This is a genomic window from Candidatus Poriferisodalis multihospitum (genome assembly GCF_028283155.1).
GTDB classification, from domain to species: Bacteria; Actinomycetota; Acidimicrobiia; order Acidimicrobiales; family Poriferisodalaceae; genus Poriferisodalis; species Poriferisodalis multihospitum.
This window is the reverse complement of the sequence record NZ_JAPYOK010000100.1, coordinates 51,227-66,017: the sequence shown is the minus strand read 5'-3', so window position 1 is coordinate 66,017 and position 14,791 is coordinate 51,227. Positions and strand designations below refer to the sequence as shown.

At 67.5% G+C, this 14,791-nt stretch carries 19 protein-coding genes; 10 read left to right on the top strand and 9 right to left on the bottom strand.

The window, feature by feature from the left end:
- The first annotated feature begins 113 nt into the window (after nucleotides 1-113).
- Complete coding sequence (locus tag VI480_RS11235) at nucleotides 114-743, top strand: PQ-loop domain-containing transporter (RefSeq protein ID WP_323672933.1); 630 nt, start codon at nucleotides 114-116, stop codon at nucleotides 741-743.
- Between the two features lie 109 nt (nucleotides 744-852).
- On the opposite strand, the gene VI480_RS11230 is transcribed toward VI480_RS11235, so the two are convergent.
- Nucleotides 853-1,317 carry a hypothetical protein gene (locus VI480_RS11230; protein ID WP_323672932.1) on the bottom strand — a complete coding sequence of 155 codons (465 nt, stop codon included), beginning with the start codon at nucleotides 1,315-1,317 and terminating at the stop codon, nucleotides 853-855.
- Between the two features lie 106 nt (nucleotides 1,318-1,423).
- Between VI480_RS11230 and VI480_RS11225 the strand changes: the two genes are divergently transcribed.
- Nucleotides 1,424-1,852 (top strand): cupin domain-containing protein, encoded by a 429-nt coding sequence (locus tag VI480_RS11225; RefSeq protein WP_323672931.1) that lies wholly within the window; start codon nucleotides 1,424-1,426, stop codon nucleotides 1,850-1,852.
- Between the two features lie 48 nt (nucleotides 1,853-1,900).
- Here the strand turns inward: VI480_RS11225 and VI480_RS11220 are convergent, their stop codons facing one another.
- Entirely contained in the window at nucleotides 1,901-2,155 is a 255-nt protein-coding gene (locus tag VI480_RS11220) for a hypothetical protein (protein WP_323672930.1), read from the bottom strand.
- Between the two features lie 189 nt (nucleotides 2,156-2,344).
- Between VI480_RS11220 and VI480_RS11215 the strand changes: the two genes are divergently transcribed.
- Nucleotides 2,345-3,118: an indole-3-glycerol-phosphate synthase gene (locus tag VI480_RS11215; protein WP_323672929.1), complete on the top strand. Its 774-nt coding sequence runs from the start codon at nucleotides 2,345-2,347 to the stop codon at nucleotides 3,116-3,118.
- Nucleotides 3,119-3,129: 11 nt separating this feature from the next.
- Here the strand turns inward: VI480_RS11215 and VI480_RS11210 are convergent, their stop codons facing one another.
- Both VI480_RS11210 and VI480_RS11205 read right to left on the bottom strand, forming a co-directional pair.
- Nucleotides 3,130-3,363, bottom strand: a complete 234-nt coding sequence (locus tag VI480_RS11210) for a hypothetical protein (RefSeq protein WP_323672928.1) — start codon at nucleotides 3,361-3,363, stop codon at nucleotides 3,130-3,132.
- 60 nt (nucleotides 3,364-3,423) lie between these two features.
- Nucleotides 3,424-4,191, bottom strand: a complete 768-nt coding sequence (locus VI480_RS11205; RefSeq protein WP_323672927.1) for a hypothetical protein — start codon at nucleotides 4,189-4,191, stop codon at nucleotides 3,424-3,426.
- 100 nt (nucleotides 4,192-4,291) lie between these two features.
- Between VI480_RS11205 and VI480_RS11200 the strand changes: the two genes are divergently transcribed.
- The 5 genes from VI480_RS11200 to VI480_RS11180 all read left to right on the top strand — a co-directional run bounded on the left by VI480_RS11200 (nucleotide 4,292) and on the right by VI480_RS11180 (nucleotide 8,490).
- A complete protein-coding gene (locus tag VI480_RS11200; RefSeq protein ID WP_323672926.1) occupies nucleotides 4,292-4,774 on the top strand; it encodes a 2'-5' RNA ligase family protein in 483 nt (160 codons plus the stop codon).
- 55 nt (nucleotides 4,775-4,829) lie between these two features.
- Nucleotides 4,830-5,354: a VOC family protein gene (locus tag VI480_RS11195; protein WP_323672925.1), complete on the top strand. Its 525-nt coding sequence runs from the start codon at nucleotides 4,830-4,832 to the stop codon at nucleotides 5,352-5,354.
- 19 nt (nucleotides 5,355-5,373) lie between these two features.
- Entirely contained in the window at nucleotides 5,374-6,498 is a 1,125-nt protein-coding gene (locus VI480_RS11190; RefSeq protein WP_323672924.1) for a hypothetical protein, read from the top strand.
- Between the two features lie 69 nt (nucleotides 6,499-6,567).
- Nucleotides 6,568-7,344, top strand: coding sequence for a dienelactone hydrolase family protein (locus VI480_RS11185; protein WP_323672923.1), 777 nt, complete (start codon nucleotides 6,568-6,570; stop codon nucleotides 7,342-7,344).
- A gap of 21 nt (nucleotides 7,345-7,365) precedes the next feature.
- The gene (locus tag VI480_RS11180) at nucleotides 7,366-8,490 is read left to right on the top strand and encodes an acyl-CoA dehydrogenase family protein (RefSeq protein WP_323672922.1); all 1,125 of its coding nucleotides are present in this window, start codon (nucleotides 7,366-7,368) and stop codon (nucleotides 8,488-8,490) included.
- A gap of 15 nt (nucleotides 8,491-8,505) precedes the next feature.
- On the opposite strand, the gene VI480_RS11175 is transcribed toward VI480_RS11180, so the two are convergent.
- Nucleotides 8,506-8,850, bottom strand: coding sequence for a metallopeptidase family protein (locus VI480_RS11175; protein WP_416246681.1), 345 nt, complete (start codon nucleotides 8,848-8,850; stop codon nucleotides 8,506-8,508).
- 86 nt (nucleotides 8,851-8,936) lie between these two features.
- Between VI480_RS11175 and VI480_RS11170 the strand changes: the two genes are divergently transcribed.
- Together VI480_RS11170 and VI480_RS11165 are read left to right on the top strand one after the other, a co-directional pair.
- The gene (locus VI480_RS11170; protein ID WP_323672921.1) at nucleotides 8,937-9,548 is read left to right on the top strand and encodes an EthD domain-containing protein; all 612 of its coding nucleotides are present in this window, start codon (nucleotides 8,937-8,939) and stop codon (nucleotides 9,546-9,548) included.
- A gap of 66 nt (nucleotides 9,549-9,614) precedes the next feature.
- Nucleotides 9,615-10,883 carry an MFS transporter gene (locus VI480_RS11165; protein WP_323672920.1) on the top strand — a complete coding sequence of 423 codons (1,269 nt, stop codon included), beginning with the start codon at nucleotides 9,615-9,617 and terminating at the stop codon, nucleotides 10,881-10,883.
- Here VI480_RS11165 and VI480_RS11160 read toward each other — a convergent pair.
- From VI480_RS11160 to prfB, 4 genes are all read right to left on the bottom strand, one after another.
- Nucleotides 10,876-11,775 carry a crotonase/enoyl-CoA hydratase family protein gene (locus VI480_RS11160; RefSeq protein WP_323672919.1) on the bottom strand — a complete coding sequence of 300 codons (900 nt, stop codon included), beginning with the start codon at nucleotides 11,773-11,775 and terminating at the stop codon, nucleotides 10,876-10,878. The genes VI480_RS11165 and VI480_RS11160 overlap by 8 nt on opposite strands.
- A 108-nt stretch (nucleotides 11,776-11,883) precedes the next feature.
- On the bottom strand, nucleotides 11,884-12,777 hold the full coding sequence (locus tag VI480_RS11155; RefSeq protein ID WP_323672918.1) for a cell division protein FtsX: 894 nt from the start codon (nucleotides 12,775-12,777) through the stop codon (nucleotides 11,884-11,886).
- Nucleotides 12,774-13,508: a cell division ATP-binding protein FtsE gene (ftsE, locus tag VI480_RS11150; RefSeq protein WP_323672917.1), complete on the bottom strand. Its 735-nt coding sequence runs from the start codon at nucleotides 13,506-13,508 to the stop codon at nucleotides 12,774-12,776. The genes VI480_RS11155 and ftsE overlap by 4 nt, the downstream gene beginning before the upstream one ends.
- 148 nt (nucleotides 13,509-13,656) lie before the next feature.
- Nucleotides 13,657-14,778, bottom strand: coding sequence for a peptide chain release factor 2 (gene prfB, locus VI480_RS11145; RefSeq protein ID WP_323672982.1), 1,122 nt, complete (start codon nucleotides 14,776-14,778; stop codon nucleotides 13,657-13,659).
- Between the last annotated feature and the right edge of the window lie 13 nt (nucleotides 14,779-14,791).

The following is a 14,791-nucleotide window of genomic DNA, read 5'->3' as shown; positions in this document are numbered from 1 at the left end:
TCGTGATCGGGGGTCGACGCAGGGTGCGACACTCTTGCGATGGCAAGCGTGGGCAACACCCGGCGCTGCGTGTTACGGCCGTTCAGCGCAGACCTTCACGGCACGGGAATCTCGTGAGCCAGGAGCAGTTCGCCAATCTGGTCGCCGTCGTCGCCACCGCAGTGACGTTCGTGCAGGTCGTGCCCCAGGTGGTGCGGCTGCTGCGCCTGAAGCGAACCGAGGGCGCCTCCCCCGCGTGGGCGGCGATCGGCATGGTGATCAACATCGGCTGGATCGCGTACGTGATCGCCGAGGAGTTCTGGGTCACGATCCCGGCCATTCTGGCCGCGATCATCAGCTTCGGTCTCGTGCTGTTCCTGCTCTGGCGCAATGGCGCCGATGTGCGTATCGCCGTCATCGCCGGCATCGTCGTGGGGGTGGCATCGGTTGGCTTGCAGCTTGTGGCCGGCTGGACCGTCCTGGGCACGGTGCTCGGATTGTCGAATGGCCTGTACCTCGGACCGTCGGTGTGGGCTGCGTGGCGGTCGTATGCGCCAGTCGGCGTGGCTCCGCTGACGTGGGTGCTCACTGCCGGCGAGGGCATCTTGTGGGGCTACTACGGCGTGCTGGTGGAGGCGATCCCGATCATGGTGTACGGCAGCACGGCGTTCCTGCTCGGAGCGCTCATACTCCTGCGACTGTGGATCACCCGCCACCGCATCGCAAGCGAACTGGCGCCGCCGGACCCCTCGGGCGGGACCTGAGTCAAGCGGACAGCTTCTTGGGTCGGCAGCGTGCAGGCCACGGCCCGGTAGGCGCGCAGCTATTCAGGCGGGCAGCGGGCAAGCCACGGCCCGGTAGGCGCGCAGCTATTCAGGCGGGCAGCGGGCAAGCCACGGTTCGATAGGTGCGCAGCCGCTTGCGCAGCGTCCACACCAGCAGGGCCACGGCGGCCAGCCCCACTACCGGTTGCACTGGGGCCCACCACGACAGCGCGCCCGAGATGCCCACGAGCGCCACGACCGCTTGGTTGCACACCGGGCAGCCGACGGCGAGGAACGAGACCAGGCCGCCCCACAGCGTGGTAGTGCCCTGGCGCTCGACGGCGTCTTCGGTGCTCGATGCTGCGGACGGCGGCCGGATGGCGAAGATCAGCCCGATCAGTGCGGACGTGATTGCCAGGATCACCCAGTCGAGCCACCGCGCGTCGATCGGCCGACCGAAGATGGGCGTGTCGATCAGGTCCGAGGGGATGCCGATGAGCACTGCCGCAATCGCGCCGTACACCACGGCCCGCGGCCACACGGCCTTCGGCAGCTCCCGGAGATCCCTCAGCACCGATGCGACGCTACTGCGCCGCGTGCTCGTGCCAGCCGCGCCACACGTCCGGCCCCGTCGCGCCACACTCGTTGGCAGATCGGGCGTCTCGGAGAGGACCACCACCATGGCTCAACACTCGTCCTTGGATCCCCAGCAGACGTTTCTGCATCTGACACCCCGGGGCGTGGCCGAACGACTTGACGCCACCGCGCCCGACTTCTGGCAGTCGCTCGCTGAACACGATCTCGACGGGCGCCTCTTCGGCGTCGTCGGCATGGACAAAGACAGCCACTGGGAGATGCACCCAGGCGGCGATGAGGTATTGGTGGGCTTATCGGGCTCGATCGAGATTGTCCTTGACTTCGACGATGAGACGGAGACCTTGACGCTCGAAGCGGGCCAATTGTGCATCGTGCCCCACGACGTGTGGCACCGCCTCGTAGTCAACGAGCCCGGGCAGTTGCTCTTCGCAACTCCAGGCCCCACAACCCAACACAGAAGCCTCACCGAACACACCAAACTTCGAACCGCTGCTCCCGAGTCATCAGCCTGATCACCCAGACCCAGATGCCGCGTCACTGGCCCAGACGCTCACGCGTCTTCAGCGCTCGAGTTCGCGGAGGGTTTCTAGGAGAATTGCGGTGTCGCGCAACCAGCTCACGACCCGATCGATGCAGTCTGGGCGGGTGACGTCGAGCAGCAAGGTGGCGACGGCAACCGTGTCGCCGGCCTCATCATCGGCAAGCATCGTGGTGGTGGGCCGCAGTCGAGCATTGGATGCAACCAGCACCCCGGCGGCACGGAGCTGACGGCGCTGCACCTCTCCGCCGTCATCGTCCAAGAGCTCATCTTCCATGATGTTTCAACCTATTTCAATATCTATTGCTCCTCAAAGCCATTTATGTCGCACCGGTCTCAGGTTGTTCGGCGCCGCCGTGCCCGAGCACCAGTCTCAGCGCGGATCGGGCTCGATCGCCGCACGAGAGCCGTAGAGTCACTGGCCGACCCGGCCGGCCGATTCGTGCCGGGGAGTGAGATCGATGCCATGGCTGCTGACGAAGCCGACGTTGACAAGGCCGATGTTGACAGGGCCGAGCCGAACTCGGTCGCCGTTGGGCATCGGTTTGCGGCGGCGCTGCGGGAAGCTGGACTGTCGGTCATAGCCGAGATCAAGCGACGCTCGCCGTCTCGCGGGGCACTGAACGCCGACGCCGACGCAGCCGATCTGGCATCGGAGTACAAGGCGGGCGGGGCTGCGTGCCTGTCCGTGCTGACCGAGAGCGAGCGATTCGGCGGCTCCCCCGAGGACTTGCAGGCCGCCAAGACGGTGACGGGTCTGCCGGTGCTGCGCAAGGACTTCCTGCGCACGCTCGATGACGTGCGCGACAGCCACGCCATGGGTGCCGACGCAATGCTCGTCATCCTCGCCGACATCGACCCGGCCGCTTTGCCGCCCATACAGCAACTGGCGCTGTCGCTCGGCGTGGACGTTCTCACCGAGGTCCGAGACGAGGCCGAGCTGGACACGGCGGTCGATCTCGGCGCCTACATGATCGCCATCAACCAGCGCGACAACCCCGAGTCGACCAAATTCACTGTCGACTACGACAAGGCAGTGCGGGTCAGCCGCTGTTTCGAGAACATCGATGATCGGATACTGCTGATTGCGGCTTCAGGCATCGGCGTGCCCGGCGGCACGTCCATGCGAGCGATCACCGAAGCCGGCTACGACGCCGCCCTGATCGGCGAAGCACTCGTGGTGGCCGACGACCCGCCCGAGCTGCTGCGCGATCTTCTCGCCGACGCCCGCGGCGGCTAGCCGTTCCCCGATCAGCCGGGGGTGAGCGCGTCGGTCACGACTGCATCGGGGATCGCTCCGCCGCCTGCCTGCTCAGTGCCGTCGGCGCGGATCAGCAGCCAGCGAGGGTGATAGCTGACGCCGAGCGCTCTGGCGAGCTGATCCTCGGTATCGGGCAAGTTCGGCATGTGGCCGAGTCCGTAGGAGCTCACGAAGCGTGCGATGGCCGATGAGGTGTCATGTCCCCCGACGCTGACGAGGGCCAAGTTGCCTCCGTGTTGCGTCTTCAGCGCTGCGACCGCAGGCGCCTCTCGCTGGCAGTTCGGTCACCAAGGCGCCCAGAACCAGACCAGAACGTCGCGACCAGCAAATGCACCGATGTCCAGCGTCGTGCCGTCGAGTTGTGCGACGGCCAGGGCCAGCACCTTGGGTCGATCCTCGGTGGGCTCGGGATCGGTGACAACCTCGTCGGCACCTTCGCCCCCTGGGTCTCGCTCTACCCCGTCGGGATCGCCGGTGCTCTCGGTGCTCCCTGCATCGTCCGCCCCTGCCGCGTCGGTACCCCCGAGATCTTTCTCCGCGCCAGACTCCGCGCCGGAGGCCGCGCCGTCGTCACCCCCGGTGGTCCCGCCGTCGCCCTGACCGTCTGATGTTCCGTCGGCAGCATCCTGAGTGGCCTGCTCGTCGCCTGCAGCGACAGCTCCGTCGTCAGCGGGCTGTTCCGCAGTCTCGCCGGCATCGCTGCCAGCCGGTTCCGCTTGGTCCGCAGCGTCACTCTCGTCGCCGTCGGCCTGGGCTTGGTCGTCGCCAGCGTCGTCGGGCTGCGAGGCAGCGGCCTGATCAGCGGTATCAGTGCCGGCCCCGTCGGCGGTGCCGGCATCTTCTGCGGTGCCTCCAGAATCTGCAGGCTCAGCAGACACAGGCTCCGCTGTCGGGCCCGCAGATGACTCGGTCGTCCCCACCGCAGGTGCGACCGTGCTCGCAGCCACGGTCTCAGGTGTCTCGTCGCTGTCGCTGCTGCAGCCGGACAAGAGACCCGCGCCCACGAAACAGCAGACGGCAACAGAAGTCACTCGCCGCGCAAGCCGCTTCACCCCTGCGAGCGTAACCCGCCTCCGCGCCGGCTCCGGAGCGGCATCGAGCCTGGGACCCAGTGTCTCCAGCACGGCCGAGACACACCGCTAGGTTCGCGCCGTGCCAAGCCTGTTCGTCGCCGTCTGGCCGCCCGCCTCCGTCGTCGACGAACTGGCTGATCTGCCGAGACCATCCGAGCCAGGTGTCAGCTGGACCAAGCCACACCGCTTGCACATCACGATCCGGTTCCTCGGCGAATGCGACACCGGCGAAGCGCTCAGCACCCTCGGCGCACAGTCATTCGGCGAGACATCGGTAACGCTCGGACCGGCGCCGGAGCAACTGGGTCGGGGCGTGCTCATGCTTCCCGCCGCGGGCGCCGACGAGCTCGCCGCGTCGGTCATCGACTGCACGCGCTACATCGGCGACCCGCCGCCGGATCACCCCTTCGTGGGGCACCTCACCATCGCCCGCTTCCGCAAGAGGCGGCCATCAGTCGACTGGCCATGCCTCAGTGAGACGTTCGAGGTCACCGAGATCAGCTTGGTCGAAGCAGCTCCATGGGGCGAGTACCTGAATGTGGCGAGCTTCGGGCTCAACTAGCGCACCTCGCCCGGCGCACGGGCGAATCGGCCTGCTGGAATGTGAGAGCCTTGCGGTGAATTCTGCAGCAGGGGGAGCCATGGGACTTCACCACGTCGCCTACGCAACACGGGACCTCGAGGCGACACACCGCTTCTACGAGGACTTGATGGGTTTCCCGCTGGTGCACGCCGAGCACGCCGAGCGCCCGCACCCCGACGGCGGGCCGACAGGCCACATCAAGCACGTTTTCTACGACATCGGCGATGGCGAGTGCATTGCCTTCTTCTACATCCAGAACATGGGTGAACAGGCCGACTACAGCACCGATCTCAGCGCAACGGTGGGGCTGCCGGTGTGGGTCAATCACGTCGCCGTTCGGGCGACGCCAGAGCAGCAAGAGGCTGCCCGCGAGCGCATGGCTGCCGCCGACATCGAGCCGCTGATGGAAGTGGACCATGGCTGGTGCCACTCGCTCTACTTCGTCGACCCGAATGGGATCATGGTGGAGCTCTGCCGGGACACCACCGGCATCGAGCCCGATCCCGCCGAGGCGCTGGAAGTGATGCGCTCCCCCATCCCCGCCGACGCATCGGCCTGAGCTCCGGGCCGGCTGACAGATGGGCATCACCCGCGAGTTCGTCGCGCTGCCGAGTGCCAGCGCCCCCCGATCGGGCGTGGGCGGGCATCCCTGCCAAGGCGTGTACCACCGGCCCGATGGGCACGAGCCCCGTACCGCGCTCATAGCGACCCACTACAACATCGATTTCAGCGAGCACTACCTGGCCAGCTACATCGCCGAGCGGGGCCTGGGCTTTCTCGGCTGGAACACCCGCTTCAGAGGGGCCGAGCCCTACTTCCTGGCCGATCTGGCGCTGGCCGACATCGACGCAGGCGTCCGCTGGCTGCGGAGCCGAGGCGTCGAATGCGTGGTGCTGCTGGGCAACAGCGGCGGCGGCTCGCTCATGGCCACCTACCAGGCACAGGCCACGGCGCCCAATCTGGTTCCGGAGTACAGCCGGCGAGGGTTGCACCCGGCGATCGAGGATCTAGCGGGAGGCGACCTGTACGTCTCGATCGTGGCGCACACCGGCCGCGCTGAGGTGCTGACCAACTGGATGGACCCGTCGGTCACCGACGAGAACGATCCGCTCAGCGTCGACCCCACCCTCGACCCGTTCGGCGCGGAGCGGCAGCCGCCGTTCGACGCTGAATTCATCACGGTGTACCGGCGTGCCCAGCGGGCCCGCAATGAACGCATCACCGCCTGGTGCAGGAGCGAGCTGGACCGGCTCGCGGCAGCAGGGCACCGCGAGCGCCTGTTCGTGGTGCCGCGACTGTGGGCAGACCTGCGCATGCTGGACGGCTCGATCGACCCCAGCCGGCGCGTCGTGCCCGGCTGCTACCTCGGCGATCCGCGCCGGGCCAACTACGGGATCTTCGGCGTCGGGACGGTGAGCTCCCTGCGGACCTGGCTGTCGATGTGGAGCCTCGCCGACTCGCAGTGCAGCACCGACCAAGCGCAGCACATCCATTTGCCGGCAATCGTCATCGACGCCGATGCCGATACCGGCATCTTCTCGTCCGACACCGCCAATATCGTCAACGCGCTGCGCGGCCGGCCCGGTGCGCCGGACGTGCCGGTGCACTCCATCTCGGGCGACCACTACCTGACGGAACCCGCCGGCGCTCGAGCCGAAGCCGCCGACCTCATCGTCGACTGGGTCCGCAGCCACACGGTTTAGGCCGCGGCGCGCCTTCCGCAACTACCGTCTCGGGCGGCAGCGCGCCGTCACGCAGCTCGAGTCCCGAGGATGAGTGAGATGCCGAATCAGAACTACGCCGCCACGGTTGCCGAGATTGACTTGACCACGGCAGACGGCACCATGAACTGCCATGTGATCACGCCCGAGCGGGACGGGACTCTGCAGGCTGTGATCGTGTACATGCCGGCGTCGGGAATCCGACCTGAGCTGGTGGGCATTGCCGAGCGCATCGCGGCAATGGGCTACGTGGTCGTGTTGCCGAACTCGTTCTACCGACTGGCGCGACATGTCGACATCGACGCCAACCGGCTCGGCGACGACGACTACCTGCCCGTGCGTGAATTCATGATGGAACTCGCCGGGAACATCACCAACCCGCGCATCATCGCTGACACCGGCGTCATCTTGGGCTGGCTCGAGCGTCAAGACGGCATCGACGCCGGCCGGATCGGCGGCGTCGGCTACTGCATGGGCGGGCGGCTCGTGATGGCCGCAGCCGGCGCATATCCGGATCGGTTCGCCGCAGCCGCATCGCTGTACGGCGCGGGCATCGTGACCGACGAAGGCGACTCGCCGCATCTCAAGCTTGGAGACGTGTCCGGTGAGCTCTACTTCGGCGTCGCCGAGAACGACATCTACGTCAGTGAAGAGGAAACGGCGGCACTGAAGGCCCACTTGCCCACCATCGACGTGCAGCACACCGTCGAGACCTATCCCGGCACCGAGCACGGCTTCGTCTTCCCCGAGCGCTACTGCTTCTCGCCCGAGGGTGCCGAACTGCACTACGAGCGGCTTGCCGATCTCTTCGACCGCAACCTGAGCTGAACTCGGAGGCACACGCCCGAGATGCCTGAATTCTTGGACACCGAGCACGCCGAGGTGCTGCGCACCGCCGAGCGTCTGGCTGACGAACTGGTGGCGCTGTCGGCCCGGGTCGACGCGAGCGACGTCGGAGTGGCGGTGCGGGAGGCATCCAAGTCGGCTGGGGTGTTCGGCATGACCCAACCGGTGCCGGTCGGCGGCACTGAGGCCGGCGCGCTGGCGCTGGTCGTCGTGCGTGACACGCTCGGCAGCCGCAATGTGACTCACCTGCCGGGTGTTTTCGGGCCCTCGCCGGGCGTGCTCGCCGATATCGGCGAGCCGTTGCGCAGCCAGTTCTTGCTGCCGTATCTCGCCGGGGAGCTGCGCAGCGGTTTCGGGTTCACCGAGCCTGCCAACGCCCCGCGCCACACTTGGGCACGGCGTGACGGCGACGAATTGGTGGTCAACGGAGCGAAGTCATACGTGACGGGGGGCGCTGACGCCGACTTCATCAACGCGCTGGTGGAGGTGGAAGGGGTCGGCCCTGCGATGGTGCTCATCGAGACCAACCGGGCGGGCGTGACGCTCAAGCAGCGATTCGGCACCCTCGACGGCAGCCACCATGCTGCGTTCACGTTCGCTGACGTGCGCGTGCCCGACACACATGTCATCGGCGAGGCTGGGGGTGGCCTGCGACGAGCGATGAGCCAGATCAACGCCACGCGCATGGCGATTGCGGCCAATTGCATCGGCCAGTGCCGATTCGCGATCGACCTCGTGGAGCAGACGCTGGTGGAACGGGCGGCACGGCGCGGCTCGACAGACGAACCGGCACGGGTCGGCACCGATCTGGAGCGGGCGACGCTGGGAGACATGCGGATTGCCGCCTACGCGGCTCGCAGCGCGCTCTACCGCACCGCACGCCTGCTCGATGCCGGCGAGAACGCCGTCAACGAGGTGATGGCAGCCAAGTCGCTGGCCACCGAGACGCTCAGCCGGATCTGCGACGACGCCGTGCAGCTCGTCGGAGGAACGGCGCTGGTGGACGGCCACCCGCTGGCCGACATCTTGCGGCGCGTGCGCGCCCTGCGCTTGGCAGAGGGACCCACCGAGGTGCTGGCCGCGAACGTTGCCCGCGGCCGCCTCGATCTCGGCCTCGGCCGCTTGTGACTCCTGAGGATTCGATCAGTCCCAGCCGAGTTCGTGCAGCCGGTCGTCGTCGATGCCGAAGTGGTGCGCAATCTCGTGCACAACCGTCACCAGCACTTCTTCGACGACATCGTCGGCCGTCTCGCACATTTCCAGGATCGGCAGCCGGTAGATAACGATGCTGTCGGGCATCGCCAAGCCGCCGTAGTCGTGGCGCTCGGTCAGCGGGATGCCCTCATAGACGCCGAGCAGGTCCGGATCTTCCCCTCGGTCCTCCACGAAGATGGCGACGTTGTCCATCAGCGAGCGCAGCGCATCCGGAATGTCTTCGAGCGCCTGCTCCACCAGGTCGGCAAAACGGGCCTCGTCCATCTCAAGCACGCCCCCATCCTGCCGGGCGAGCCGGCCCACCGTCCGCGCGTCATCAGGGTCGCACTGCGCTTGATGCCCAGCACTAGCGTGCTGGCATGCACGAGCTCGTCGTCACGGGAAACGATCCGGATGCCGCAGCGACCGCAGCGGCCAGCGTCGACGGCGTGTGCTACGCCGCCGACCCGGACGACCGTCGTGAGTTCCCCTTCCGCACGCTGGTGCGGGCAATGACCGATGATCCGGACCTGCTGACGCCAGCGGCGGCGGTCGGCACCTACCTGGCGTTCTCACGCGTCATCCGCGAACGCCCGCTGGGGTCCGACCCGGGTACTGCCTCGCCGGGACTCACCGCCATCTTCCCCATGGTCCACCACCCCCGGCTGACCCACGCGCAGGGCGACAGCCACTGGCGCGACACCCACGTTCCGCTGGCGCTGCGCCATCACCCCGGCATGTGGGACTACACCCAGCTCAGCGTTGTGGCCACCCTCAACGGCCCGTCCTATGACGGCTTCGCCCTGGTCGCGTTCGCCTCGCTCGACGACATGCGTGAACGCTTCTTCGGAGACGACCACGATCGCGAGGTCATCCGTGCCGATGTGGCGAAGTTCGCCGACACCGAACGCTCGCCTCGACGGGTCATCACGACAGAGACGATCTACCGCCAGCGTCCCCCGCTGCCAGCAGTCACCTGGCCGCACGACTGATCCGCCCACAACTGTGCGCGCCGGGAATTGCCTTCGTCGCGCCATGAGACAGAAACCGGGCTGTTCATGACCTCAGTGGCCCACGCCGACGGGTTCAGCCGCGCACGCCGGATCGGCACGCTGCTGATCCTGGCGGCGTCGGCAGCGGTGTCGCAGTCGTTCGGCCGATTCACCTATTCGCTGCTCTACGCCGACATGCGCGACGGGTTCAGCCTGTCCAACACTGTCGCCAGCGCTCTCAGCTCGCTGAACCTGCTGCTGTACGTGGTGGGCTCGCTGGTGGTTGCGCTCACGGTGGGACGCACGGGCCTGAGCGGAGCCGTGCGGATCGGCCTTGCCGGCAACGTGGCCGGCTTGGCCCTGCTGGCATGGAGCCCGAATGTCGGCGTCGCGGCCTTCGCGCTCGCATTGACGGGCTTCTGCGCGGCTGGTGTGTGGGTGGGCACCCCTGGGCTCGCCGCAGAGCTGCTGGGGCCCGAGCGCCGGGGTGCTGCAGCCGGCTGGATGACCGGCGGCGTCGGCAGCGGCATGGTGGCCGCGGCGACCATCGACGCGTTCCTGAGCCGTACAGACGGCACCCCAAGCGGCGAGGCTGCGCTGGTCGCGGCAGACCTCAGCCATCCGCGCAACGTGTACCGGATCGAGCTCGTCATCGGCGCCGCAGCATTGATCGCTCTCACCGTCGCCGTACGCAGATGGTCACGCACGCCTGGTCGCACCGGCTTCGCAGGTGCCCGCGCCGCGCTCGCCAAGGTGCCCCAGGCCGGCCGGCTGATCACCGCCTACACGCTGCACGCCTTCGTCGTCACGACAGTGCTCACGTTCATCGTGGCCCATCTCGAGGGATACGCCGACCTCTTCGACGCGCGGGACGCCACGATTGCCTTCTCATTGATCGGCGTCGGCAGCATCGCCGGCGGGCCGATCTTCGGACGCTCAGCGGATCGCCTCGGCAGGCGGCGCACCGTCACCATCGGGTTCTGCGTGTCGATGATCTCCACCGTCTTCATGACCGCCTACCCCCTGCTCGAAGCCGGCGGGCAGGCGCTGGCGTGGACGGCGGCGTTCATATTCGGCACCTCGTTCACCGGCGTCATCGCCTCGATCGCAGCCCGGGTCAGCGACAGCCTCTCCGGCGATGAATTCGGCGCCGCCTACGGAGTGGCCACGATCCTGTTCGGCCTCGGCTTGGCCGCAGGACCGCAGCTCGGCGGTGCGACGGCCGACTGGTTCGACAGCTTCGGTCCCGCCTTCGGACTCGCGGTCGCCGCCTGCGCCGCCGGCATCGCGCTCACCGGCTGGGGCGACGACCCCGGCTCGGCCTCTGCTAGCTGAATTCGGGCTCATCCCACCAGGGGAAGTACTCGGGCAGGTCCTGGGTGGGGCGCAGCGAGAATTCCGGCGGCCGCTTCTCGAGGAACGACGCAACGCCCTCGTGAGCGTCGGCGCCCCGCCCAAGGTGGAAGATCCCCCGGGAGTCGATCTTGTGGGCCTCCATCGGGTGGTCGGCTGCGAGCATGCGCCACAGCATGTGGCGGATCACCGTCACCGAGATGGCCGACGTGTTCTCGGCGATCTCGGCCGCAATCGCCCGGGCCGCCGGCAGCAGGTCATCAGGCTCGTGGAGGCTGCGTACCAGTCCCCCTTCGAGCGCCTCGTCGGCATCGAAGACACGGCCGCTGAAGCACCACTCCAGTGCCCGCGACAGGCCGACCACGCGCGGCAAGAAGTACGACGAGCAGGCCTCGGGCACCACGCCGCGGCGGGCGAACACGAACCCGATGCGGGCCTTGCTGGACGCCAGGCGGATGTCCATCGGCAGCGTCATCGTGACGCCCACGCCGACCGCTGGTCCGTTGATCGCAGCGATCAGCGGCTTGTTGCACTCGTACAGGCGCAGCGTGAGCAGCCCGCCGCCGTCGCGCATCCACGCCAGGTCGCCGCCCTCGCCCCGCTCGGAGGCGCGCTCGGCCTTGCGTTCATCTGATTGGCTGTCGAAGTCGAAGGTGTCAGCGCCCCCGCTCAGGTCGGCCCCGGCGCAGTAGCCACGGCCGGCGCCGGTGAAGATCACCGCCCGGACGTCGTCGTCGGCATCGACCAGATCGATGGCGTCCATCACATCACGCAGCATCTGGCTGTTGAACGCGTTCAGGCGCTCGGGGCGATTCAGCGTGATGGTGGCGACGCGGTCGTCAACCTCGTACAGGATCGTCTCAAACTGCGGCACAACGCCCCCTCAAGCAATGGCCGTCCGGGTGGCGGACGGCGGTGTCGGCGGCTTTTCTACACGCCCAGCCGCTCCCAACGTCGAGCGGCCAGTGGAGTTCGGGCCCAGCTACACGTCCAGGAAGCGGCTGGCTGCGAACGCCGAGCCGATCATCCCCACGAGCACACCGGCGATCACCGTGACGATCACCACGGTCGTGAACTGATCGGACGTGACCACGAATGACCGGAAGAACGCCAGGATGTCCGAGCGCGAGAACAGGCCCTCCACGTGACCTCGCAGTGCTCCCGCGGCAATCGCCCCGATGATGCCGCCGATGAGGCCGTGCAGCATGCCTTCGAGCATGAACGGGAACCGGATGAAGCTGTTCGTGGCGCCGACCAGCTTCATGACCTCGATCTCGCGCCGGCGGGCGAACATCGCCACGCGGATCGAGTTGAAGATGAGCATGACGCTGGCGCCCGACAGCACGATCGACAGCAGCAGCACGATGCCCTGGAACGACGTGAACCAGGTGCGAATGGCGTCGACCTCTTCTCGGCCTGTCTGGACCGACATCACGCCGGGCCGCTGGCGGAACTGGGCGGCCAGCGATTCGATCAGCTCTGCCTCGACCGATCGGGGCACCACGCGGTACGACGCGGGCAGCGCCTCGGGCGACACCTGGGCAAGCAGCTCGGGCTGGTCGGCCATCTGCTGGGACACCAGCGCGTAGGCCTCCTCGGCGCTGAAGAACTCGATGCGGTCGATCTCGGGGTGGGTCTGCAGCTCGATGCCGAGCGCATCGAGCTGGCTGGGGTCGATCTGGGGATTCAGAAATACCTCGAACTGGACGCCGCCCTCCCAGCGATCGAGCGCGTTCCCGCTGGCGTAACCCGCCATGAGCCCCATTCCCACCAGCATCACGCCGACGGCGACAGTGAGAATCGCAGCAAACGTGAGCGTGAGATTGCGCCGGATGTTGGTCCAGGTCTCCCGCGCGAAGTAGCGGATCCGACTCACGGACTCGCCCCATCGACAGGATGGACCCCGAGCGCCTCTGGCGAATCGGTCTCGCTGCCGTACGCGCCGCGCTGCTCATCACGCACGAGCTCGCCGTGACGCAGCGCGATCACTCGGCGCCGCATGCTGTCCACGATCGTCCGGTCGTGCGTGGCCATGACCACGGTGGTGCCCGTGCGATTGATCCGGTCCAGCAGCGACGTGAGCTCCTCTGAGGTGTCGGGGTCGAGGTTTCCGGTGGGCTCGTCAGCCAGCAGGATCAGGGGCCGGTTCACGAATGCCCGGGCGATGCTCACACGCTGCTGCTCGCCACCCGACAGCTCGTCGGGAAATCGCCGGTGCTTGTCCTCCAGGCCCACCAGCTCCAAGATGGCGGGCACCTGCGTACGGATGACGTTCTCGGGGCGGCCGATGACCTCGAGCGCGAAGGCCACGTTCTGATAGACGGTCTTGTTCGGCAGCAGCTTGAAGTCTTGGAAGACCGAGCCGATGTTTCGTCGCAGGTACGGCACGCGCCAGCTGTTCAGCTTGGACAAGTCCTTGCCGGCCACGTGGATGTCGCCGGCGGTGACCTTCTCCTCGCAGGTCATGAGGCGCAGCATCGTGGACTTGCCCGAGCCCGACGGTCCCACGAGGAAGACAAACTCGCCCTTCTCGATGTTGAGCGTCACCCCGTTGACCGCCCGCGTCTCTCCCTTGTAGATCTTCGTGACGTTGTCGAAGCGGATCATGCGCGCCCTGCGGTTGTGGAGCCGGGTGTTGCCTGCCGAAGTCGCTCGTGTGCGAGCACCACGTGCGAGATGTCAGCAGGTTCAGATGAGAACAAGCTGAATCCAAAGGTACGCCAGCGGCCCGCCGCAGCCCGGTCACCCGTCGCACTCAGTCTTGGCTGCTGGCTCCCTGCTGGGAACGCTGCCAGCGCAGGTAGGCCTCCATGAGGCCGCTGAGGTCGCCGTCGAGCACGGCGTCGACGTTGCCGATCTCCATGCCGGTCCGCAGATCCTTGACCTGCTGGTACGGGTGCAGCACGTACGAGCGGATCTGGCTGCCCCACGCCACGTCGCGCTGCTCGCCCGCGAGGGCCGCGACTTCGGCCTCCCGCTCCTGCCGCTGCAGGTCGGCCAGCTTGGCCGCCAGCATCTGCATCGCCCGGTCCTTGTTCTGGTGCTGGCTCCGCTCGTTCTGGCAAGCCACGACGATCCCGGTGGGCAGGTGTGTGATGCGCACGGCAGAGTCAGTGACGTTCACGTGCTGGCCGCCCGCGCCCGACGAACGGTAGGTGTCGATGCGCAGATCGCTCTCGTCGATGGGCACCTCTTCTGACACCTCGTCGAAGAACGGCACCACCGACAGCGACGCGAACGCTGTGTGCCGGCGCGATTGCGAGTCGAACGGCGAGATGCGCACCAACCGGTGCACTCCCCGTTCCGCTGCAAGGAACCCGAACGCGTGCCGTCCCTTGACGAGGAACGTCGCAGAGCTGAGCCCGGCCTCCCCGCCGTCGGTCGCCTCGGTCAGCTCCACGGAGAAGTCGTTGCGCTCGGCCCATCGCTGGTACATGCGCAGCAGCATCTCTGCCCAGTCGCAGGCGTCGGTGCCTCCGGCCCCCGAGTTGATCTCGCACACGGCGTCGTTCTCGTCGTGCTCGCCGCCGAACAGCGCCATCAGCTCGATGTCCGCGAGCCGGCTCTCGGCAGCAGTGACTGCCTCGTCGATCTCTGGCAGCAACTCTGCGTCGTCTTCTTCGGTGGCCAGCTCCACCAGTGCCGTCGCATCGTCGACCTCAGCTCGTGCCCGCTCCCAGCGCTCGATGTCGTCGCGCACACGCGACAAACGTGTGGTGACCGCCCGGGCCCGCTCGGGCTCGTCCCACAGCGACGGCTCCGATGCCTCGGTTTCCAGCCCGTTCGCCACCGCACGCGCCTCGTCGATGCCGAGGTACTGACAAGCCTCATTGACACGTCGATCCAAGTCGGTCAACGCGTCGGCAAGGTCACCCAGGGATCGGCTCACC

Coding starts and splice junctions, on each gene's coding strand:
- VI480_RS11225 (WP_323672931.1), top strand. CDS start 1,424: ATGGCTCAACACTCGTCCTTGGATCCCCAGCAGACGTTTCTGCATCTG.
- VI480_RS11220 (WP_323672930.1), bottom strand. CDS start 2,155: ATGGAAGATGAGCTCTTGGACGATGACGGCGGAGAGGTGCAGCGCCGT.
- VI480_RS11215 (WP_323672929.1), top strand. CDS start 2,345: ATGGCTGCTGACGAAGCCGACGTTGACAAGGCCGATGTTGACAGGGCC.
- VI480_RS11190 (WP_323672924.1), top strand. CDS start 5,374: ATGGGCATCACCCGCGAGTTCGTCGCGCTGCCGAGTGCCAGCGCCCCC.
- VI480_RS11185 (WP_323672923.1), top strand. CDS start 6,568: ATGAGTGAGATGCCGAATCAGAACTACGCCGCCACGGTTGCCGAGATT.
- VI480_RS11180 (WP_323672922.1), top strand. CDS start 7,366: ATGCCTGAATTCTTGGACACCGAGCACGCCGAGGTGCTGCGCACCGCC.
- VI480_RS11170 (WP_323672921.1), top strand. CDS start 8,937: ATGCACGAGCTCGTCGTCACGGGAAACGATCCGGATGCCGCAGCGACC.
- VI480_RS11165 (WP_323672920.1), top strand. CDS start 9,615: ATGACCTCAGTGGCCCACGCCGACGGGTTCAGCCGCGCACGCCGGATC.
- ftsE (WP_323672917.1), bottom strand. CDS start 13,508: ATGATCCGCTTCGACAACGTCACGAAGATCTACAAGGGAGAGACGCGG.